At 47.4% G+C, this 19,936-nt stretch carries 13 protein-coding genes; 6 read left to right on the forward strand and 7 right to left on the reverse strand.

Annotated features, from left to right (window positions below; all coding sequences use genetic code 11):
• Position 1 precedes the first annotated feature (1 nt).
• Positions 2 to 1,627, reverse strand: coding sequence for a serine/threonine-protein kinase (locus tag MARGE09_RS16050; protein ID WP_236983555.1), 1,626 nt, complete (start codon positions 1,625 to 1,627; stop codon positions 2 to 4).
• A gap of 46 nt (positions 1,628 to 1,673) precedes the next feature.
• Complete coding sequence (locus MARGE09_RS16055) at positions 1,674 to 2,414, reverse strand: DUF599 domain-containing protein (RefSeq protein ID WP_236983557.1); 741 nt, start codon at positions 2,412 to 2,414, stop codon at positions 1,674 to 1,676.
• A 196-nt stretch (positions 2,415 to 2,610) separates the two neighbouring features.
• On the opposite strand from MARGE09_RS16055, the gene MARGE09_RS16060 reads away from it, so the two are divergent.
• The 3 genes from MARGE09_RS16060 (at position 2,611) to MARGE09_RS16070 (ending at position 10,140) form a co-directional block, all read left to right on the forward strand.
• Complete coding sequence (locus MARGE09_RS16060; RefSeq protein ID WP_236983559.1) at positions 2,611 to 5,544, forward strand: insulinase family protein; 2,934 nt, start codon at positions 2,611 to 2,613, stop codon at positions 5,542 to 5,544.
• Between the two features lie 528 nt (positions 5,545 to 6,072).
• Positions 6,073 to 7,074 (forward strand): GTP 3',8-cyclase MoaA, encoded by a 1,002-nt coding sequence (gene moaA / locus MARGE09_RS16065; RefSeq protein WP_236983561.1) that lies wholly within the window; start codon positions 6,073 to 6,075, stop codon positions 7,072 to 7,074.
• Between the two features lie 198 nt (positions 7,075 to 7,272).
• The gene (locus tag MARGE09_RS16070; RefSeq protein WP_236983563.1) at positions 7,273 to 10,140 is read left to right on the forward strand and encodes an ATP-binding protein; all 2,868 of its coding nucleotides are present in this window, start codon (positions 7,273 to 7,275) and stop codon (positions 10,138 to 10,140) included.
• Between the two features lie 52 nt (positions 10,141 to 10,192).
• Here the strand turns inward: MARGE09_RS16070 and MARGE09_RS16075 are convergent, their stop codons facing one another.
• From MARGE09_RS16075 to rlmKL, 3 genes are all read right to left on the reverse strand, one after another.
• Positions 10,193 to 11,482 (reverse strand): ammonium transporter, encoded by a 1,290-nt coding sequence (locus MARGE09_RS16075; protein WP_236983565.1) that lies wholly within the window; start codon positions 11,480 to 11,482, stop codon positions 10,193 to 10,195.
• A gap of 217 nt (positions 11,483 to 11,699) precedes the next feature.
• Positions 11,700 to 13,700, reverse strand: a complete 2,001-nt coding sequence (uvrB, locus tag MARGE09_RS16080; protein WP_236983567.1) for an excinuclease ABC subunit UvrB — start codon at positions 13,698 to 13,700, stop codon at positions 11,700 to 11,702.
• A gap of 35 nt (positions 13,701 to 13,735) precedes the next feature.
• Positions 13,736 to 15,892 (reverse strand): bifunctional 23S rRNA (guanine(2069)-N(7))-methyltransferase RlmK/23S rRNA (guanine(2445)-N(2))-methyltransferase RlmL, encoded by a 2,157-nt coding sequence (gene rlmKL / locus MARGE09_RS16085; protein WP_236983569.1) that lies wholly within the window; start codon positions 15,890 to 15,892, stop codon positions 13,736 to 13,738.
• A gap of 458 nt (positions 15,893 to 16,350) precedes the next feature.
• Here rlmKL and rmf point away from each other — a divergent pair, with 458 nt between their 5' ends.
• Complete coding sequence (gene rmf / locus MARGE09_RS16090; RefSeq protein ID WP_236983570.1) at positions 16,351 to 16,554, forward strand: ribosome modulation factor; 204 nt, start codon at positions 16,351 to 16,353, stop codon at positions 16,552 to 16,554.
• Positions 16,555 to 17,007: 453 nt separating this feature from the next.
• Here the strand turns inward: rmf and pepP are convergent, their stop codons facing one another.
• A complete protein-coding gene (pepP, locus tag MARGE09_RS16095) occupies positions 17,008 to 18,318 on the reverse strand; it encodes a Xaa-Pro aminopeptidase (protein WP_236983579.1) in 1,311 nt (436 codons plus the stop codon).
• 244 nt (positions 18,319 to 18,562) lie between these two features.
• Positions 18,563 to 19,147, reverse strand: a complete 585-nt coding sequence (locus MARGE09_RS16100; protein ID WP_236983581.1) for a UPF0149 family protein — start codon at positions 19,145 to 19,147, stop codon at positions 18,563 to 18,565.
• Positions 19,148 to 19,313: 166 nt separating this feature from the next.
• Between MARGE09_RS16100 and MARGE09_RS16105 the strand changes: the two genes are divergently transcribed.
• Positions 19,314 to 19,562, forward strand: a complete 249-nt coding sequence (locus MARGE09_RS16105) for a hypothetical protein (protein ID WP_236983583.1) — start codon at positions 19,314 to 19,316, stop codon at positions 19,560 to 19,562.
• Positions 19,559 to 19,882, forward strand: coding sequence for a cell division protein ZapA (locus tag MARGE09_RS16110; protein ID WP_236983586.1), 324 nt, complete (start codon positions 19,559 to 19,561; stop codon positions 19,880 to 19,882). The genes MARGE09_RS16105 and MARGE09_RS16110 overlap by 4 nt, the downstream gene beginning before the upstream one ends.
• Positions 19,883 to 19,936 lie beyond the last annotated feature (54 nt).

Raw genomic sequence — 19,936 nt, forward strand, 5'->3', positions numbered from 1 at the left:
CCTAGGGCAGCTGCTCAATGCGCTGCTTTAAGTCCGCTATAGCTTGGCGAACACGGTGAGGACGGCGAACAAATTCAGCTTCGGCAAAAAACTCGAGCGCCGCTAAATATTCGCGCATTTTAAATTCTGACAACGAGCGTTGCTCGGTTCTTTCAATAAGTGCAGACACTACACGATTAATACGTTCAGCAACAATATTTTGAACAATTGATAACTGTTCTTTATCTTGCCCTACAGGTGTTGTTTGCGCATCAAACCACGCTTGCGAATAAAAACGATGGGCTAAATCTAGATCGTCCGAGCGCAACGAGCGATCGCCCTCGCGAACTAATTGCGCGATAGGCGCTAGTGTTTTCGGCAAGGAGTCTAAGGATGGCACACGGCTTTCAATATAATTTTGCAAACCGACCCAACTAACCAACGTGATGGCTACCGCTGCAACTAAAGTCATTGCCATTTTTTTATGGCTGCGCGGCTTAATCGCATCAATAAACTCGCCAGCATTATTAAAGCCATTGCCATTATCAAAACGTAATGCTTTGCGCAAAGCACGCATATGGCGATGATTAAGCCCTAAAATATTATCCACTCGGGCACCCAAACGCTGAGCATCCAATGCCGATAGGGGAATCCCCTGGGCAGTGGTATAAGGATGGCGCCCGGTAAGCAGCTGGTAAGCGACGCAAGCCAATGCGTAAATATCATCTTTTTCTGTAGTAGCTTGCCCTTTTAAGCTAGCGACAGTTGCATAATTTGGCGTTAAAGCAAAAGCCGTTAAATCCTCGCTCGCCGACGGCTCCTGAACTTGGTTGACGGCTCGAGCAATACCAAAGTCTAGGATTTTTACATTACCATCAGTTTGTAAAAATACATTTGCGGGTTTTATATCTGCATGAACAAAACCCTTTTGGTGAGCATAAGCTAAACCGCGAGCGGCCAACTCAATAACTCGCATCGCTTTGCTGTGAGGCATACTGCCGTGATCAGCCAAATAATCTTTTATTGTTTGGCCTTCCAAGTACTCCATTGAAATAAATGCAGTATCGCCACAACGGTCAAAATCAAACACCGTCACAATATTAGGGTGTGATAACGCTTGCGCTTTTTTAGCTTCGCGCTGCAAAGCCTGCAAGGCGCCGGGAATAGTTTGGCAATCTTCGTTTAACAGCTTTAAAGCGATATAAGGCGAGCTGTCTTGCATTTCCTCGCGCAAAAGGTCTTTCGCAAGATAAACATCCCCCATCCCACCACTACCCAGTGTTTTTATTAGCGAGAAGCGGTCACGTAAAACCGTACCTTCTGGTTGCGAACGCAATCGCTGACGCTCAGCGGTTTTATCAATTCGGGCTAAAAAACTTAACTTACTGGTATCGCCATTTTTAAAATTATGCTCTGCATAATCTGAATCGATACCGACCCTTTCGTTAAGCGTTGGAATAATTTCTTCTGATGCGTGCTGCTGAGAGATTACTGATGGCCGATTGGCTTTATCGCTTGGCTTGCCTGTTAACTCGTGGCGACGAATTTGGGTATCCTCTTCTGCATCAGCACAAGCAAGATGCTCGGCACACGTTTCTACGGCCAAGTCATCGTCTGAGTCGTTATTTACAGCCTTGTTTAAGGGCATGGGCTGCAGCTCTCCGCGCAAAAGGAAAGCCGCTATTATTCATCATTTAGTCACGCTTTGGTAGGTTATTTAAGTCCAAAGTGCTAACACCAATCATGGCGCGCAATGTTTTAGAATGAAATTCGCGCCCATATAAAATCGCCATGGTAAATGCGACGGCCAATATAAAAACCCAAACATTCAACAGCCACGCCAATACAGCCAAAGAAAAATAAAACGCGCGCAAACCATAATTATAAGTATGCCCCGCGCGATCAATAACTTTGGCCATATAGCGCACATAGTTTTGCCCCGTTTCGCCCGTTAAATCTGGATCGGTATGCAAAGGCGCGGCCCCTAATAAAACAGCACAAAAGCCATATTGCCGCATAGCCCACGTGAATGTAAAAAAAGCGTATATGTGAATCATTAGCACAATAATCAACTTAAATTGGACATTCACAATATCCGTAGCAACCGCAAAAGGCAGCTCTGGCAAAATTGCTTGCAGCTTATCGGAGGACGCCAAACCAGTGAACAAACCAGCAATAATAAAAAGGGAGGTAGAAGCTAAAAAACTGGCATTGCGCTCTAAGTTATTAAGCAATGACGCATCGGCAATACGGTTGTCGCGCTGCAGCATTTGAGCCATCCATTGCTTACGATATTGATGCAGTACCGAAGCGATACAAAAAACATGCTTTGCGCGCTTACGCGCCAACATGGCATACCCCAACCAACAAAATAACAGCCATGCCAAGCCCAATAAATCTTGGCCATGCAGCTCTATCCACGCATCGATAGTCACGAAAAACCCTTACAGCAGTTGAATTCAAACGGCTATGGCCGGCACAATAGCGACACACACGCCCATTTCTCGACATCAAATACAACTATTGTAGTTGGTCTCCACCAATGAATGTCGGTTTTAGCCCTAAGCACTGCTATATTGCAGGCAGTACACCTAAAATTTGTTTTTAATGCCCTGAAAAGCGAGACACTTAATGCCTAATGCGCAAAACGCAGCACACCCAGCCTTTCGAAAACTTCGTAGCCAAGCCGTAGAATCACTGAACATTGTTGTTGAAGAATACGAGCACATCCGCACCGGCGCCCAGCACATCCACCTAGCGGCGAACAATCCCGAAAACGTATTTCTCGTTGCTTTGCGCACAGTACCAGAAGACTCTACCGGCGTAGCGCATATTCTAGAGCATACTGCCCTGTGCGGCAGCAAGCGCTACCCTGTACGCGATCCATTTTTTATGATGACTCGCCGCTCGCTAAACACCTTTATGAATGCCTTTACCAGCTCAGACTGGACGGCATACCCCTTCGCCAGCGTTAACCGCAAAGACTTCAACAATTTATTAGATGTGTACCTCGATGCGGTGTTCTTTTCTCGCTTAGACCCGCTAGATTTTGCGCAAGAAGGGCACCGGCTAGAATACGCCGAAGCGGCTAACCCCAGCAGCGAGCTGCAATACAAGGGTGTTGTTTACAACGAAATGAAAGGCGCCATGAGCTCGGTTAACTCTCAGCTTTGGCAAACCTTAACCAAATACCTGTTTCCCTCCAACACCTATCACAACAACAGCGGCGGAGAACCGAGCTGCATTCCAGACCTAAGCTACGAGGAACTGGTACAGTTTTACAAAACACATTACCACCCCAGCAATGCCATCTTTATGACATTTGGCGACCTACCGGCAGCCGAGCTACAAGAAAAATTCGAAAACCAAGCGCTGAAAGAATTTGACAAACTCGATGTCACAATTGATGTCGCCAACGAAAAGCGTTACTTCGCCCCTGTTCGCGTAGAAGAGCACTACCCTCTAAACGAAGAAGACTTGAGCCATAAAACCCATATTGTTACCGGCTGGCTACTGGGACAAAGCATCAACCTAGAAGATGCTTTAACCGCACATTTATTAAGCAGCGTACTGCTCGACAACAGCGCTTGCCCGCTAATGCAAGCATTAGAAACATCAACGCTCGGGCAGGCCCCAAGCCCTCTATGCGGCTTGGATGACTCACAAAAAGAAGTAATTTTTGTTTGCGGTATTGCGGGCACCGATCGCGACCAAAGTGATGCCGTAGAAGCATTATTGCTAGACACCCTGAAAAAGGTCGCCGAAGACGGCATTCCCCTTGAAGATTTAGAGGCGGCCCTGCATCAATTAGAATTACAACAGCGTGAAGTCGGCGGCGACAGCTACCCCTACGGACTACAGCTTATCCTTAACGGCTTAACAGCCGCCACCCACCGAGGCGACCCAGTTGCACTACTGAACATAGACAGCGCACTGGCAAAACTGCGTGAGAAAATTAAAGACCCCACCTTTATCCCGTCCATTATCACAAAATGGTTACTCGACAATAAACACAGGGTTACTCTTACCTTAACGCCAGATGCCCAGCTAAACGCCACTAAAGAAGCGGCCGAAAAAGAACAGCTGGCCAAGATCAAAGCTTCTTTAACCCCCAAGCAAAGCCAGCAAATTATTGAGCAAGCCCAAGCACTGCTCGATAGACAAGCGCAAGTTGATGACGACAGCGTATTACCCAAGGTAACTCTTGACGACGTGCCAGCAGCGGAAACCATCATTAGCCCCGCTTTTGAGAAGCGCCTACCGCAGAGCGAGTTTTCATTGTATGGCTACAATGCGGGCACCAACGGCTTGGTTTACCAGCAAGTTGTTTGTGACATGCCCACACTGGACGACGATTTACTACCCTACCTGCCATTTTATACCTCACTACTCACCGAGGTCGGCATTGGCAGCAAAAATTACTTAGACGTGCAACGCTGGCAAGCACAGGTAAGCGGAAGCTTAGGCGCCTACTCCAGTCTGCGCGGCAGCGTCGACGACACACAAAAGCTCAACAGCTTTATTACCCTGTCTGGCAAAGCCTTAGGAAGCAACCAGCAATCGCTGAGTGAATTAATGCTAGCAACCATAAACGAAGCCCGCTTTGACGAGACTGATCGCATCAAAGAGCTGATTGCGCAAATGCGCAGCAGCAGAGAACAAAGCGTTACTGGCAGCGGCCATGGGCTAGCCATGCAAGGCGCAAGCAAAGGGATTAGCCCAGGAGCACAGCTAAGCTTTAACCTAACCGGGCTTCAAGGCATCCGCCATCTTAAGGCACTAGACAAGTCCCTTAGCGACACCAAAACCCTAAGTGCGATAAGCCAAAAGTTAAACCAGATACACCAAGCGGTTATGGCAATGCCTAAGCGTTTTATGGTTGTTGCTGAAGAGCAACCTTTGGCAAGCTACACTAAACACTTTGCCAACAAGTTCGACCAGCCCCCCGCTGCTAGTGCTAGCGTGTTTACGCCGCAATTTAACGCCCACTTAACGCAAGAAGCCTGGCTCACAAATAGCCAAGTGAACTTTTGCGCAAAAGCTTACCCGACAGTCGCAAGCGACCACCCGGATGCTGCTGCGTTAGTTGTACTGGGTAATGTTATGCGCAACGGCTTTTTACATCGCGCTATTCGCGAGCAAGGCGGTGCTTATGGCGGCGGCGCAGGCCAAGACAGCAACAACGGCGCCTTCCGCTTTTATTCATACCGCGACCCTCGCCTAGCCGAAACACTGGCAGACTTCGACAAAGCCATCGACTGGTCTATAGAAACAACGCACAGCTGGCAGTCTATTGAAGAAGCTATATTGGGCGTTGTGAGTAGCCTCGACAAACCAGACTCACCCGCTGGCGGCGCTAAACGAGATTTTCACGCAATGCTAAACGGCCGCACACCAGCCACTCGCCAACGCTTCAGAGAGCGCCTACTGGCCACCCAAGAAAGCGACTTAAAACGAGTCGCTCAAACCTACCTCAAGGGGCAAACCGCGCACACATGCGTAATTTCCGACAAAAACAAAGAAGAGGAAACAAAAGCCATCGGTTTAACATCTGAGCTGTTGTAAATAATACACGCACAAAAAAGGCGGCCACTAAGGCCGCCAAAAAGTGCAGAGTTACACTTGCTATCAAAGGAGAAACACTCCTTGAGCTGCACCAAAGCGCTACAAAAGCAGCCTCCGTACAACTCCCCACACACCGACAAAGCTACTATCGGCATGCTATCGGGTCCTATCATGTAAATCCCAGCCTCACAAAAAAGCACCAATACAAAGCACGACTAGGACAAACATATAAACTTGCAAAGAAACAAAAATAATCACAACAATAAAAGCATAAAACAGGCCAACTCAAGAATAAATATTTTATTGTTAATTTTCAGCAAGTTAAACAATAACACCTCACAAACCGATCTTGTTTTTGCACCACCATGTCACCGAAATACTCCAGAGAGCACCAAAAAAGAAAATGCTATTTGCTAAGCGCACAATAAAAAAGCACCAGTTTAAAACACATAAAGGATCACTTCGGTGCACGCAAGCGCCATGAACGTAAAGCGTGACTAAAAGAGAGCAAGAAGTAATAATGCCCCCATGACTCAGACTCCTCTTATAGATCCCTTCGGGCGTAGCATAAGTTACCTTCGGCTTTCAGTGACTGACCGCTGTGATTTTCGCTGCACCTACTGCATGGCTGAAGATATGACATTTGTGCCACGCAACCAGCTTCTAAGCCTTGAAGAGATGGCATTTATTGCCAATACCTTTGTTAGCCTTGGCACCCGCCGTATCAGAGTCACAGGCGGGGAGCCCCTAATTCGCCGTGACCTTCCCGAGCTACTACGCAATATAAAAAGCAGTAATATCGGCAGCCTCGATGACCTCGCCATCACCACCAACGGCAGCCACTTGGCGCAATATGCGGCCGAACTAAAGCAGGCCGGCGTAAACCGCATCAACATTAGCCTTGACTCTTTGAACCCAGCGCGATTCAAAGAACTCACGCGCATAGGTAATCTAGAGCAAGTATTGAAAGGCATAGCCACAGCCAAGGAATACGACTTCGACAAAATAAAATTGAATACGGTTGCACTTAGAGGGTTTAACGACGGCGAGATCAAAGACTTGGTTAACTATGCAATCGACAACGCGCTTGATATTAGCTTTATTGAAGAGATGCCCCTTGGCGCAACCATGGCGCACGACAGAAAAGCGGCATTTCTATCTAGCCAAGAAATCATGCAGCAACTTTCTTCGCAGTATCACTTAAGCAAAAGTACCAATACAACAGGAGGCCCTTCACGCTATTGGAACATTGAGAACAGCAATACCAAAATCGGTTTTATATCACCGCATAGCAATAACTTTTGCAGTAGCTGCAATCGCGTTCGGCTTACCGCAGAAGGGCGACTACTGCTGTGCTTAGGCAATGAACACAGCGTTGATTTGCGTGCAGTCGTTAGAAAATACCCTTTCGACGCCAAGGCCTTGTCAGATGCCATTCAACAAGGGCTCGCGCTAAAACCCGAAAAGCATCACTTCGACCTCGACGAGCCACCACAAATTATTCGCTTTATGAACGCCACCGGCGGCTAACTTCCCAACTACGACGCTACAATCTTCTTGGGCACGTTTTTTCAAGCCGCGGCACTGGCAACATCCTCAATTGTTGGCCACACTTAAAAGCAACAACACCAACCGCGCATTACTAAAATACGCCCCTTCGCACAGCGTTAAGCCGCAGCGAATCAAGTGCTTATCAGCCCGACCCTATAAGCACTTAGGGAGATAAACATGACGCTTACTCAAAAAATATTAGGCATAAGTTTAGGCGGCATTGTTATTAGTGCCGCCCTTACGTTCTTTACTGGCATTGTAGTTTACCAAGCCAATCAAAAAGCCAAAGATTTTACGCCCCCCCAACCCTCCACAGCCTTAGGGTTGACACTGGTCAAGACAACTAGCCACGCACTAACGCCTCTTATCGAAGCGCAGGACATTAACAGCGTTCGAAGCCTTATTGCTACCACGGTAGCATTTAACCCCAAAATTATTTATGGAGCTTATCTAGACGAAGACTTAGTACCTTGGGCTCTTGCCACGCCATCAAAACCGCAAGGCATTCCAGAATCACTAGACTCGCTAGCTGACGAAAACAGCCTATGGGGAAGCGAGCTACAAGAACCCGGTCATTTGAAAACCCAGTTAAACGAACAAGCCGTCACATTATTCGCTAGCCCAATTGTTATCGACAATGAATTCAAAGGTGCCGTCTACTTTGCCACCGAAATACCGGCAGCCCCCCCTCAACCAACTTTGCCCAAAAAGCTGTTTGGCGCAGCGATTATTTTATTATTCCTTCTTACCGCTACCGCAATCAGTTGCGCCTACCTTGCTCAGCGAGTCACACGCACAATAACCCAGTCAGTTGCAGTTATAGAAGAATCCATCAGCCAAGCGTTAGATTCTCACTTGTTAGAACCAATAACGACAAGCAACGCTGTGCCATTAACACTCACATACAATCAATTGGCGCTGCAATGGAATACCTGTGTAGAGGAGCAGCAGTTACTCACCCAAGCAACCCTTAAAATTGCAAATGCCTCAACACCCGTAGCGGCAGCGCTTGCCATCACGCAAACACTATACGACTACACTCACGCATCCATCATTGTGCTGCTCGTTACCGATCAAAATAACCAAGAACACATTTATTTGCTTGAAAAGGGGAAGCACAACGAAGAGGGAGAAACGGAAACTACGGCCTCTCTAAGCCCAGAGCTCAACATTCTAATAGAGCGCACGCTAACTGCGTTTAAGCAACAAGCCAAGCCTGCAAACCTGCAAACCGGCGATGTGCTATGCAACCAACAGGTTACTGTTTTCGCGCTGCCCATCATAGCCCACACCCACAAACAAGAAGGCAGCATACTGATCATCAATGAGCTCGAAGCTCAGCAACGCCAAGCAACGCCCATGCCCTCAGACAAAATCACCCGCCAACTGGGCCGGCTTTTGTGCGCCTCGCTTTCTCGCATTACGGAAAACAATAGCCTCAAAACACAACTGGCCAAATTAAAACAAGACAACCGAACAACACGCGAGGGCTTAGAATCCAGAAACAACGACCTTTCAAACCTAATGAGAAACCTGCATGAAGGCATGTTAATTATTACCGAGCACGGCCTTATTGATGACCACTACTCGCAAAAGCTCGAGCTTATCCTCAATACAAGAATCACTCCTGGCGAGCATTATAAAGAGCTTCTATTCGCCAACACCGGCCTTAGCTCGGCCCAAATTAATCAAATAACCTGCGCGATAGATACAACACTTGGCAGTCAGGAGCTGATGTACGCATTTAATAGCCACCTGCTATGCGAAGAGCTCAACATAATCGACCCTAACGGCAGCAACAAAACGCTACTAACCCACTGGGACCCCATTATTGATAAGGGTGTGATTACCAAGTTAATGCTGACCATTTCAGATACAACACACCAAGATGCGCTGGAGCGCACGACTCGCGCACAAAAAGAAGAGCTAGAACTGGTAGGGCAAGTATTAAAAGTTAATACACTAAAGTTTGAAGAGCTTATGCATTACACTCAAAGCACCCTCAACCGTAACATTAAGCTAATTCGCGATTATGAGCATTCCGACCAAATAGATTTCGATGCCCTTTTTCACAATATTCATAACATAAAAAAAGAGGCTCGCACTCAGGGTTTAACCCACTTAACGCAGAGCCTCCATACTATTGAATCGAGATACGACGCCATACGCAAAAAACTCGATAACACTTGGAAAGTCGCCGATTTACTTTCAGACCTGCAAATCATCACCACTAAAATTGAGCGCTACAAACACATCAATCACGACATACTAAAACGCACGGACGCTACAGCGGCCCCGCAACTCAGCAAGGAGCAGCTATACACAATTGCTTCAGAGTTAAAAAATTTGAAACCGGCCATTTCAGGTAGGAATGGGCTAACAAGTTTAGCTGCTATAGAGAATATTCTTTTGGATGCCACCACACTGGATATTGTCCTTTTAGCCAACCAGCGCTTAGACCTTCTGGCAGATATTGCCGAGCCGCTAGATAAAACGAAACCCTCGATTTACGCCCCATCAAACGATTTCCGTGTGCTGAATAAACTTAAAGCCTCTGTCACCGAGGTACTCGATCAAATACTTCGCAACGCGATATACCACAGCTTCGAATCAAAAGAAGAGCGTAAAAGACTTGGCAAAGACAGCTCGGGGGTGATCACGCTTAAAATCAGCGAAAAATCCAGCCACTTGGTTATTCGCATAACCGATGACGGGAAAGGGCTGAATATCAAACGGCTAGCTGAAAAAGGCGCTCACAAGGGGCAAATAACACCCGCTGAAACCAAAAACATCAATACCGTGGCTCAGCTGCTGTTCAACCCAAAAGTGTATACACCTAGCTCACCATCGATCGATAGCAGCTACCGTTACGGCATTGCACAGGTAAAAAGCACCCTAGAAGAAATGGGAGGCAACGCAAGCGTCGAGGTATTAAGCCCCTGTATCGAAGGTTACTGCGAAATAGCCATCGAATTAACTCTGCCGGCCAACCTTTACACTCAAGTGCCAAATTCAGTAAACCAACACATTATGGCTGCAGGGTAAAGCAATAAAAAAGGCGCCGATCGGCGCCTTTTTTATTGCAGTAAGCGGCTAGCTAAAGTTTATAGCCCACTTCTTCGTGCAGAGTAATATCGAGCCCTTGTGTTTCTTCTTCCGCGCTCACGCGGATGCCACCAGTAAGCACACCGGTTAACTTAACCAGCACAAAAGTCACAACTGCCGTATAAACTGCAGTACTGAGTACACCCACAAACTGAACCCCCAACTGTTGACCAATTGAGGTGTTATCGCCACCAAAGCCTAAGCCGGAAAAAATACCAAGCTCTGTGGAAGCGAAAATGCCCACCATTAAAGTACCTAAAATACCGCCCACTCCGTGTACAGGAAATACATCTAATGAATCATCAATTTTCAAACCGCGCTTTATCCAGTGGGTGGCAATAAAACATACAACACCGGCTGTTAAACCAATAACAATAGCCGCCGCCGGCCCAACAGAGCCTGAGGCCGGGGTAATAGTGCCTAGGCCAGCAACCATACCCGTCACAATACCCAACGCACTTGGTTTGCCAAACTTTTTCCACTCAACAACCATCCAAGCCAAAGCGCCTGCAGCAGCAGATAAGTGAGTCACAAGCATAGCCATTGCAGCTGCGCCACCGGCGGCCAACGCACTACCGCCATTAAAACCAAACCAGCCAACCCACAGCATGCCAGCACCTGTCACTGTCATTGTCATGTTGTGCGGCGGCATAGGGCTTTCAGGGAAGCCCCTGCGGTTACCAATCATCATCGCCGTTACCAGCGCCGCGACACCAGCGGTAATATGAACCACTGTGCCACCAGCAAAATCTAAGAGCCCCATATCAGCCAGCCAGCCGCCACCCCACACCCAATGGCAAATAGGTACGTAAACCACTAGCAACCAAAGCGCACTAAAAATTAATACTGACGAGAACTTCATCCGCTCGGCAAAAGCACCAACAATAAGTGCCGGTGTAATCACTGCAAACGTCATTTGAAAAAGAGCAAACAGCGGCTCGGGGATGTCACCTGATAAAGACTCGGTCCCCATGCCCGAGAACATTACACGACCAAAGCCACCGATCCAGTTATTGCCTTCGGTGAAAGCTAAGCTGTAACCAAGCGCCAACCATAGAATGGATGCAATGCAAGCGATCGCAAAACACTGAACCAGAACAGACAGCACATTTTTAGAGCGGACAAGCCCCGCGTAAAATAGCGATAAGCCAGGCAGCGTCATAAACAAGACTAAAGCGGTGGCCGTTAAAATCCAGGCAGTATTACCGCCGTTAAGTGCGTCCTGAGCGAACACAGGGCTACTGCATGCCAATAAGGCAAGAGCGCTTACGATAGTTTTCATGGGGTTCCCCGGTAGCAAGAGTCATTATTATTGCGCCTCTTAGTGGGCGCGATAAGTGGTTATCGCTTTAGCCTCCACTCCCGAAAGCATCATCAAACGCACCACACCAATCCATAGCAGTGTGCATTCTACACAAAGCTACCTATTTTGGTGCGAAACGACTATCACTCACAGTAAAAACATTTGCCTGCGCACAGCTAACACAAAGAAACCCGCTTTAAACTCCGCCCTCTTTTAGCTTATGAATAGCATCGCGTAACGCCCCAGCCTTTTCAAATTCCAAGTTTTTGGCAGCATCAAACATTTGCTTTTCAAGTTCAGCCACCTGCAGCCATACATCTTTTCCCTTAAGCTCTGGCGTTAAGAAGTCTGCACTTGCGCCCGATGCCGCTTTTCGCTTGCCCACTTTAGCCCCAGGAATACGCGCGCCATCTAAAATGTCAGTCACGCGCTTTTTAATACCCTTTGGCGTTATGCCATGCTCAAGATTGTGGGCAACTTGCTTAGTCCTTCGGCGATCAGTCTCATCAATTGCGCGCTGCATAGAGCCTGTAATTTTATCGGCATACAAAATACATCGGCCGTTTACGTTTCGCGCAGCACGGCCAATGGTTTGAATTAAAGAGGTCTCCGATCGCAAAAAACCTTCCTTGTCCGCATCAAAAATCGCCACCAGAGAAACCTCGGGCATATCTAACCCTTCTCGCAGTAAGTTAATGCCGACCAGAACATCAAACTCGCCAGCCCTTAAATCTCTGATAATTTCTACACGCTCAACAGTATCGATATCTGAATGCAAATAACGAACACGAACGCCCTGCTCCTGCAAAAAGTCGGTCAAATCTTCAGCCATGCGTTTCGTTAAAACCGTGATGAGCACTCGCTCATCGCTTTTAACGACTTTGTGAATTTCGCTCAAGCAATCATCCACCTGCGTACCAGCCGGCCGTATTTCAATATTGGGGTCAACTAACCCTGTTGGACGAACCACTTGTTCGACAACGGCTCCGGCATGCGCCTGCTCGTATTTACTCGGCGTCGCGGATACAAAAATCATTTGCGGTGCGGCACGCTCCCACTCATCAAAACGCATCGGTCGATTATCCAACGCAGAGGGCAATCGAAAACCGTACTCCACAAGTGTTTCTTTACGAGATCGGTCACCTTTATACATGGCCCCAATTTGCGGCACCGTTACATGCGACTCATCAATAACCAGCAGTGCATCGTTCGGTAAATAATCGAATAAGGTCGGTGGCGGCAAGCCCGGCTCACGACCAGACAAATACCGTGAATAGTTTTCAATGCCGTTGCAATAACCCAGCTCCTGCATCATCTCCACATCGTAACGCACTCGCTGCTCGATTCGTTGCGCCTCCACTAGCTTGTCGTTATTGCGCAAATACTCTAAACGCACATCAAGCTCGGCCTTAATATGGTCAATTGCCTCGACAATCCGTTCGCGCGGGGTTACATAATGGCTTTTGGGGTACAGCGTATAACGGGCGACTTTGTGCTGCACTTGCCCTGTTAGCGGATCAAATAACATGATTGACTCGACGCAATCATCAAACAACTCAATTCGCAGCGCTAAATCTTCACTATCAGCAGGGAATACATCGATAATATCGCCGCGCACACGGTAAGTCGCTCGATGAAAATCAATATCATTGCGGGTATATTGCAGCTCGGCCAGTCTCGCCAGCAATGCACGCTGATCCATTTCATCGCCGCAGACCAAATGAATCACCATTTTTAAATAGGCTTCAGGGTCCCCTAGGCCATAAATAGCTGATACTGTCGCGACAACAATGGCATCCTTTCGCTCCATCAAGGCTTTGGTAGCACTCAAACGCATTTGCTCTATGTGCTCGTTAACCGAAGCATCTTTTTCGATAAAAGTATCAGAGCTAGGGACGTAAGCTTCTGGCTGATAATAATCATAATAAGAAACAAAGTATTCAACCGCGTTATTCGGGAAGAACTCTTTAAACTCACTATAGAGCTGAGCCGCCAAGGTTTTGTTGTGCGCCATAACCATGGTTGGGCGCTGCAGCTTTTGGATAACATTTGCAATAGTAAAAGTTTTACCCGACCCAGTTACCCCCAGCAATGTCTGGTGTGCCAGCCCCGCCTCAATACCATCAACTAAAGCCTCAATCGCTTTAGGTTGGTCGCCCGCAGGCTTAAAGGCCCCTTTAACATCAAACGCTTTCATGTATCCACCTAAAAATCTACCCGCTAGAATCAACTTTACCGTTTATGCGTTATCGCAAAACATTGATGTATTTTTGTATTTCTAGAAAAATCCACATCAATACTTTGAGCGGTAATATCTTCAATGTTAAAACGTACCAACTCATCGGCATCAAGCTTAAATGTTCTTAAGTTATTGGAAAAGTACAACGTGCCCGTTGGCAATAATACATCCATGCAGCGCTTAATGAGTGCGACATGATCTCGTTGAATATCAAGCACATCATCCATTCGTTTTGAATTAGAAAAACTAGGTGGATCTAACATAATGACATCAAAGCCTTCACGACAACCCGCCAAATATTTACTGACATCCGACTGCACCAGCAGGTGATTCTCTTCTCCAATATGGTTGAGATCAAAATTGCGCTTGGCCCAAGCTAAATAAGTTTTGCTCATATCTACGCTAACAGTTTTTTTAGCGCCGCCTAACGCGGCATGAACACTTGCGGTAGCGGTATAGCAAAACAGGTTTAAAAATGATTTACCAAGCACTTCGCTAGCAATTTTTAAGCGCAATGGCCGGTGATCTAAAAATAAGCCAGTATCAATATATTTATGTAAATTAACCCAAAAAGCTGCATGCCCCTCCATCACCTTAATATCAGGGTTATCTGCCAAGGCAAATTTTTCGTATTGTTTTTCGCCTTTGTTTCGCTCTCGGGTTTTAGTGGCTATTTCGTCTGGCGCTTTTTCAAACACTTGGCATACAGCAGCATGTATTTCGTTAAATCGCGCTTTTGCAGCCGCGGGTTTAATTGTTTTTGGCGCCGCGTATTCTTGCAAATGCACTTCTCCTGCATAGATATCAATTGCTGCAGAATATTCAGGCATGTCAGCATCGTAAACGCGGTAACACTCATTACCTGTTTTCTTTAACCAAGGCTTTAAAGCTTTAACATTTTTGCGCAGCCGGTTAGCGACCATTTGTGCGCCATCAGTTAGCGATAAATTAATCGGCCGCTCTTCCGTTGCCTCCCCCTTCCTTAAGGTCGCTTCTGATGCCGCTAATATTTTAAATTGCTGCAATTCGCAAGCAATCGCACCATTAAACAACTTGTTTTTCTTGCTTGCGCGCATTCGCATATGCTGCGCAAGCTCGGGGTTACCAGTAAACACGCCCAGGGTCCAACCGGCAAAGTACTCTTTAGCCACTTGCGCCATTTGTAAATACGTCCCTTTAAGCGCCTCGACCTCACCTAAACGTTCACCATAAGGTGGGTTTGTAACGATAATGCCCGCAGGCCAACCATTATCGCATCGCAATTGTGCCAAGGTGTTGTGCCCCACAATAACCTTCCCCTGCAAACCGGCGCGCTGAATATTGTTATTGGCTGCGCGAAGCACAGGTGGATGCATATCAAAGCCAAAAATAGGCGGCAACGCTGTATCAGCAGCCTTAGCAAGCTGCCCTTTTGCTACCGAATATTGCCGCTCCCAGAGTGCGGGCTGATGAACACTTAAATGCCCAAAGGCCCAATGCTCTCGGTAAACACCAGGTGGCACATCGAGCGCCATTAATGCAGCCTCGGTTAAAAAAGTTCCAGATCCGCACATTGGGTCGATTAAACTACCACCATTAGCAGCCACCGCGGGCCAGCCCATACGCAACAAAATAGCGGCAGCTAGGTTTTCTTTTAATGGCGCGGCACCTTGCTCTTGGCGATAACCCCGCTGATGTAAACTGCCACCGGCAAAATCAAGCGCGATAGTCACCTCACCGCGATTTAAGCGCACATTAATCCGTACATCTGGAGATTGCTTATCCACATTCGGGCGCTCAAAGCCCGCTTCACGCCAATAATCAACAACAGCGTCTTTAACCCTTAACGCACCAAACTGTGTGTTATTAATTGCGCGGTTTGAGCCACTAAAATCTACAGCAAAACTGGCATCGGGCCGACAAATAGACTTCCATTCCACCGCCTTGGCAGCTGCGTAAAGGTCGTCGGCCGTCTCTACCAACGCTTTTTTAACACTCCACAAAACACGGTTGGCCAAACGCGAGTTCAATACCGCTTTATAGGCAAAGTCCAACTCACCGTCACAAGCAACGCCTGCAATCGTTTGTCTACAATCCTCAGCACCTAAGCTTTGCATCTCTTCTAATAACAGGTCTTCAAAGCCCTTAGGGCAGGTAACAAAAAATTGCATAACACTCTCTAATTAAAAAATAGTCTTAAAAATGGAACTTTAACTGCACAAAATGTACGACAAAGCTTTCACTTTTCTTATAACCTTAGCCGCTTAAAAAAGGGGGCATTAGAAAAAAATAGTTGTTCCTTGTTATAAGAAAATTTGCTTTACTGGTTATCCGCTAACGCAGCGGCTGGTTTGTAATATTGATGTCATCTGGGCGTGTTAGGCCACCCCGAAGGAGCAATATTGCAAACAGATCTTTAACCTTGATGTGAAAAACCTGGTACTGAAATTACCGCTCTATCTACGATAGAGAATGCCCCCAAAGATAGGCAAATATAGGGTTTCCCTAGCCTGTCTACAAAGCTGGCAATACACGATACCAATATTGTATGCAGTGTAACGGCAGTTATTGTACTGGCAATTGGTGATGACAGTTATAGTAAAAAACACTAGCGAGGTATCGTCTACCTATGAAAACACAGAAAAGAAGCCAAATTGATCGCGCATTAACCAAAGGTTATCAAGCTGGAGCCTCTGGCAAATCGTGGAATAACTGCCCTTTTGATGTTGGCAGTGCACGAGAAAGCTGGATGGCTGGGTGGCGCGAAGGTAGAGAAGATAACTGGAACGGCTTCGGACCCGCGGCACAGGCGCAACGCCTAAGCAACATGTAGGCAGCACAACTGCCCTACCGTAAAAATGATGTTTTCAACACAACAAAGTAAAAGTAGAGGTTATTTTTTAAGCAAAGCCGCCTGTAAGTCGGCGGCCAAGGCAAAAGATTAACAAATAGCAAAAGGTAACCCGTTGCGGCGCTACAAGCCTCAATTCACTCGGCAAGCGCGAACGCCATTTTTGCCTGTTTGCAACAGAATATTTGCAAGATTCTATTGCAACATAAGCCCCGCGAAGTAGCGGGCCACACAAACAACACTGCAACAAACGTTGCGCCGATTGCTGCAAACAATACAAAACAGCAGCAACCGAACACAATTTGGCTCCGCCAACCCACAGCCACTATAACGAGTGGCAGCCCCCGCGGTTTATATGGCCCGGGGGCATTTACCTTCTTTTTCTTGCTCCCCTACCGCTCGTCACAAAGGGTTCGCCCGCCTCAATAGGCCCAACTAAGCCATTAGCGCTTCGATTTCGGCAATTTCCTTTGGCACGCCCGAGGTTAGCACTTCACAGCCGTGGTCCGTAACAACAACGTCGTCCTCAATGCGAATACCAATACCCCTCCAGCGAGCATCAACCGACTCATCATCGCTTGGAATATAAAGCCCCGGTTCAACCGTCATCGCCATGCCGCGCTCCAGCTCGCGCCACTGCCCATCAACTTTGTAAGCGCCCACGTCATGCACATCCATACCCAGCCAATGCCCAACGCGGTGCATATAAAAACGCTTGTAAGCTCCACTCTCAATCAACGCATCTAACTCGCCCTCTAGCAAGCCCAAACCAATTAAACCTTCAGTGATGACCTTCACCGAGGCGTCATGGGGTTCATTCCATCGCCGACCAGGCGAAACGGCATCGATCGCAGCATACTGAGCCTTTAACACCAGCGCATACAAGGCCGCCTGCTCAGCTGAAAACACGCCATTCACTGGAAATGTTCTTGTAATATCTGCCGCATAAAAATCGAGTTCACAACCCGCATCAATTAACACCAAATCGCCCGCCTTTAGCGCATCGGAATTATCAATATAATGCAGCACACAAGCATTATTGCCGCCACCTACAATCGTATTGTAAGCCGCACTTCTAGCTCCAGACATAGCAAAGGTATGCAGAATCTCAGCTTCCAACTGATACTCAAAAACACCAGCACAGCAAAACTTCATGGCACGCACATGGGCCTGAGCAGCCAATTCGCACGAAGCCCTCATCAAGGCAATCTCGTGTTCAGATTTAATCAGCCTGAGCTGGTGAATTAAAGGGCTAACATCGCTGAAATTCGACGGCGCTTGCACACCACTGCGCGCCTTCGATCTTACCGTGTTGAGCCAAGCCATAACCTCACCGTCAAAATCGTGGGTTGCAGCCACCGGGTAATAAACCCGATCGATATCGGCCAACAATGATGGTAACAAATCATTAATATCATCTATCGGAAAAGCTTGATCCGCACCGTAGTTCGCCACAGCCCCCTCCGGGCCTTCCATAGCACCTTCCCAGATTTCCTTTTCTTTATTGCGCTTGCGGCAACAAATAATAAATTCACCCTCCGCACGCCCTGGCGCTAAAACCAATAAAGCTTGGGGCTCAGCAAAACCAGATAAGTAATAAAAGTCGCTATCTTGGCGAAAGTGGTAATCCGTATCGCGACTGCGCATTTTCACCTGCGCCGCAGGTAAAATCGCTACACTGTTTGGCGCCATCATGGCCATCAGCTTTTGACGGCGCGCCTCGTAGGCTTGAACGGTTGAGCTCATAATGTTATTCCATCAAATCAAAGATTAATGTTCTGCTTTTAACTTTAGGACGCCTCTAAAAATAGTAATTTTTGTGTGAGAGCAAGGAAGCACCGCCCGGAGAGCCGCAGTTTACCTAGTGTAAATGAGGACTCGAGGACGGAGCTAATATCCATGGATGGGCTGTATACAGGTTTTGCAGGAGCAAAAACCTGTAAGCCGCTAACGCGGAAAAAGTGCATTTTTAGAGATGCCCTTTAATCAACTAATGTAGCGAAGCACTCACATCTTCACTCCCCCCAGCGTCTGACGAGGGCTGGTTATGTTGGTACAGGTACATAGCCGCAATGCGCACAAACTCACAAAGCTCGGTATAAAGGCCTTCATTTTCATCGCTAGCCTCCAAATCAATATCAATCTGCGCAATTTCAGCAAGGGTTGTCAGCATATCCGTACCATCTTCGTCGAGCATGTCAGTATTGCATTCAGAAAGCCCAAGGCCCGCCAAGAAACTCTGGCTCCACTGGCCCAAAGCTTCGGCCCGCAAAGACATCGATACAGCGTCATCGGGCAGTAACAACCGAAAGCCATAATCACTATCGGCTATACTGCGCTGCGCCAAAATCCAGTACGCCGCCAACGCCTCTCTGGACTCCATCTGCGTAACAGGCTCAGGCAAATCCATAAATTCTTCGGCAAGCGCCAGCCACTTCTCTACATCTAGCGCAGCCCCACCGGCCAACAAACCAGAGGCAAAACCTTGGAGATCAGCCGGACTACTGATCGCCCCCAACCTAAACAGAAACTCGCGCCAATGTTCCCAAGAATGTATTGCATCTAAATCACTCATCGTATTCCTCAATAATCTTAGCCCGAGCTAGCAGCGCGGAAATAAAAAGTTGTTATGCTATCACGTGATACCGCTCATTGACGTAATCATAAGGACTGTTTAGCATCTTCAAGCCGGCTGCAAAGGTAAGCCTGCAAACGAGAGCACCGCCCACGAGGAAAGGACATTGAGTAAACCGTTGAATGAGTCGCACAACAAGCAGGCCGATGCACAAATTAGCCTTTTGGAAGCAAAGCTCGATGCTCTTATTGCCTATACCCGAAATTTAGAGCAATCCGAAATCAAGCTCGCAGCACAATCGAGCCTATGGCGCCAACGCTACGAAGAATCCATGCAACAACAAGTCAAAACCCGCGAGCGGTTAGAGCAGGTTGTAAAGCACCTTAAAAATTTAGAGACTCCGGCGCAATCATGAGCAAGCTATCAACACCAAGCGATCGAGCACAAAAAGTGACCGTCGATATTCTTAACCGCGAATTTGCCGTTGCCTGCACCCCCTCAGAAAAGCCTGCCCTACTCGAAGCTGCGAAACTACTCGATGAGCGTGCCCGCAAGCTGCGCAGCCAAGGAGCATCAACCAGCCAGTTCGACCAACTACTTGTTGTTGTCGCCTTAAACCTTTGCAATGAGCTAAAAAATACCGCGCCTATCAATAGCGGCAAAGACGCAACGCTAGAGGACCCACAAAGAATCAAGCAACTTATCGAAAAAATTGACCAAGTCTTAGTCGAATAGAGCCATAAAGCAGCAATAACGAAACAAAGCGCTACACTAAAAGCTATACCGTTT

The organism is Marinagarivorans cellulosilyticus (assembly GCF_021655555.1).
Classification (GTDB): Bacteria; Pseudomonadota; Gammaproteobacteria; order Pseudomonadales; family Cellvibrionaceae; genus Marinagarivorans; species Marinagarivorans cellulosilyticus.

Excerpts from the sequence above, each read along its gene's own strand:
- MARGE09_RS16050 (WP_236983555.1), bottom strand. The coding sequence starts at position 1,627 with ATGCCCTTAAACAAGGCTGTAAATAACGACTCAGACGATGACTTGGCC.
- MARGE09_RS16060 (WP_236983559.1), top strand. The coding sequence starts at position 2,611 with ATGCCTAATGCGCAAAACGCAGCACACCCAGCCTTTCGAAAACTTCGT.
- moaA (WP_236983561.1), top strand. The coding sequence starts at position 6,073 with ATGACTCAGACTCCTCTTATAGATCCCTTCGGGCGTAGCATAAGTTAC.
- MARGE09_RS16070 (WP_236983563.1), top strand. The coding sequence starts at position 7,273 with ATGACGCTTACTCAAAAAATATTAGGCATAAGTTTAGGCGGCATTGTT.
- MARGE09_RS16075 (WP_236983565.1), bottom strand. The coding sequence starts at position 11,482 with ATGAAAACTATCGTAAGCGCTCTTGCCTTATTGGCATGCAGTAGCCCT.
- uvrB (WP_236983567.1), bottom strand. The coding sequence starts at position 13,700 with ATGAAAGCGTTTGATGTTAAAGGGGCCTTTAAGCCTGCGGGCGACCAA.
- rlmKL (WP_236983569.1), bottom strand. The coding sequence starts at position 15,892 with ATGCAATTTTTTGTTACCTGCCCTAAGGGCTTTGAAGACCTGTTATTA.
- rmf (WP_236983570.1), top strand. The coding sequence starts at position 16,351 with ATGAAAACACAGAAAAGAAGCCAAATTGATCGCGCATTAACCAAAGGT.
- pepP (WP_236983579.1), bottom strand. The coding sequence starts at position 18,318 with ATGAGCTCAACCGTTCAAGCCTACGAGGCGCGCCGTCAAAAGCTGATG.
- MARGE09_RS16100 (WP_236983581.1), bottom strand. The coding sequence starts at position 19,147 with ATGAGTGATTTAGATGCAATACATTCTTGGGAACATTGGCGCGAGTTT.
- MARGE09_RS16110 (WP_236983586.1), top strand. The coding sequence starts at position 19,559 with ATGAGCAAGCTATCAACACCAAGCGATCGAGCACAAAAAGTGACCGTC.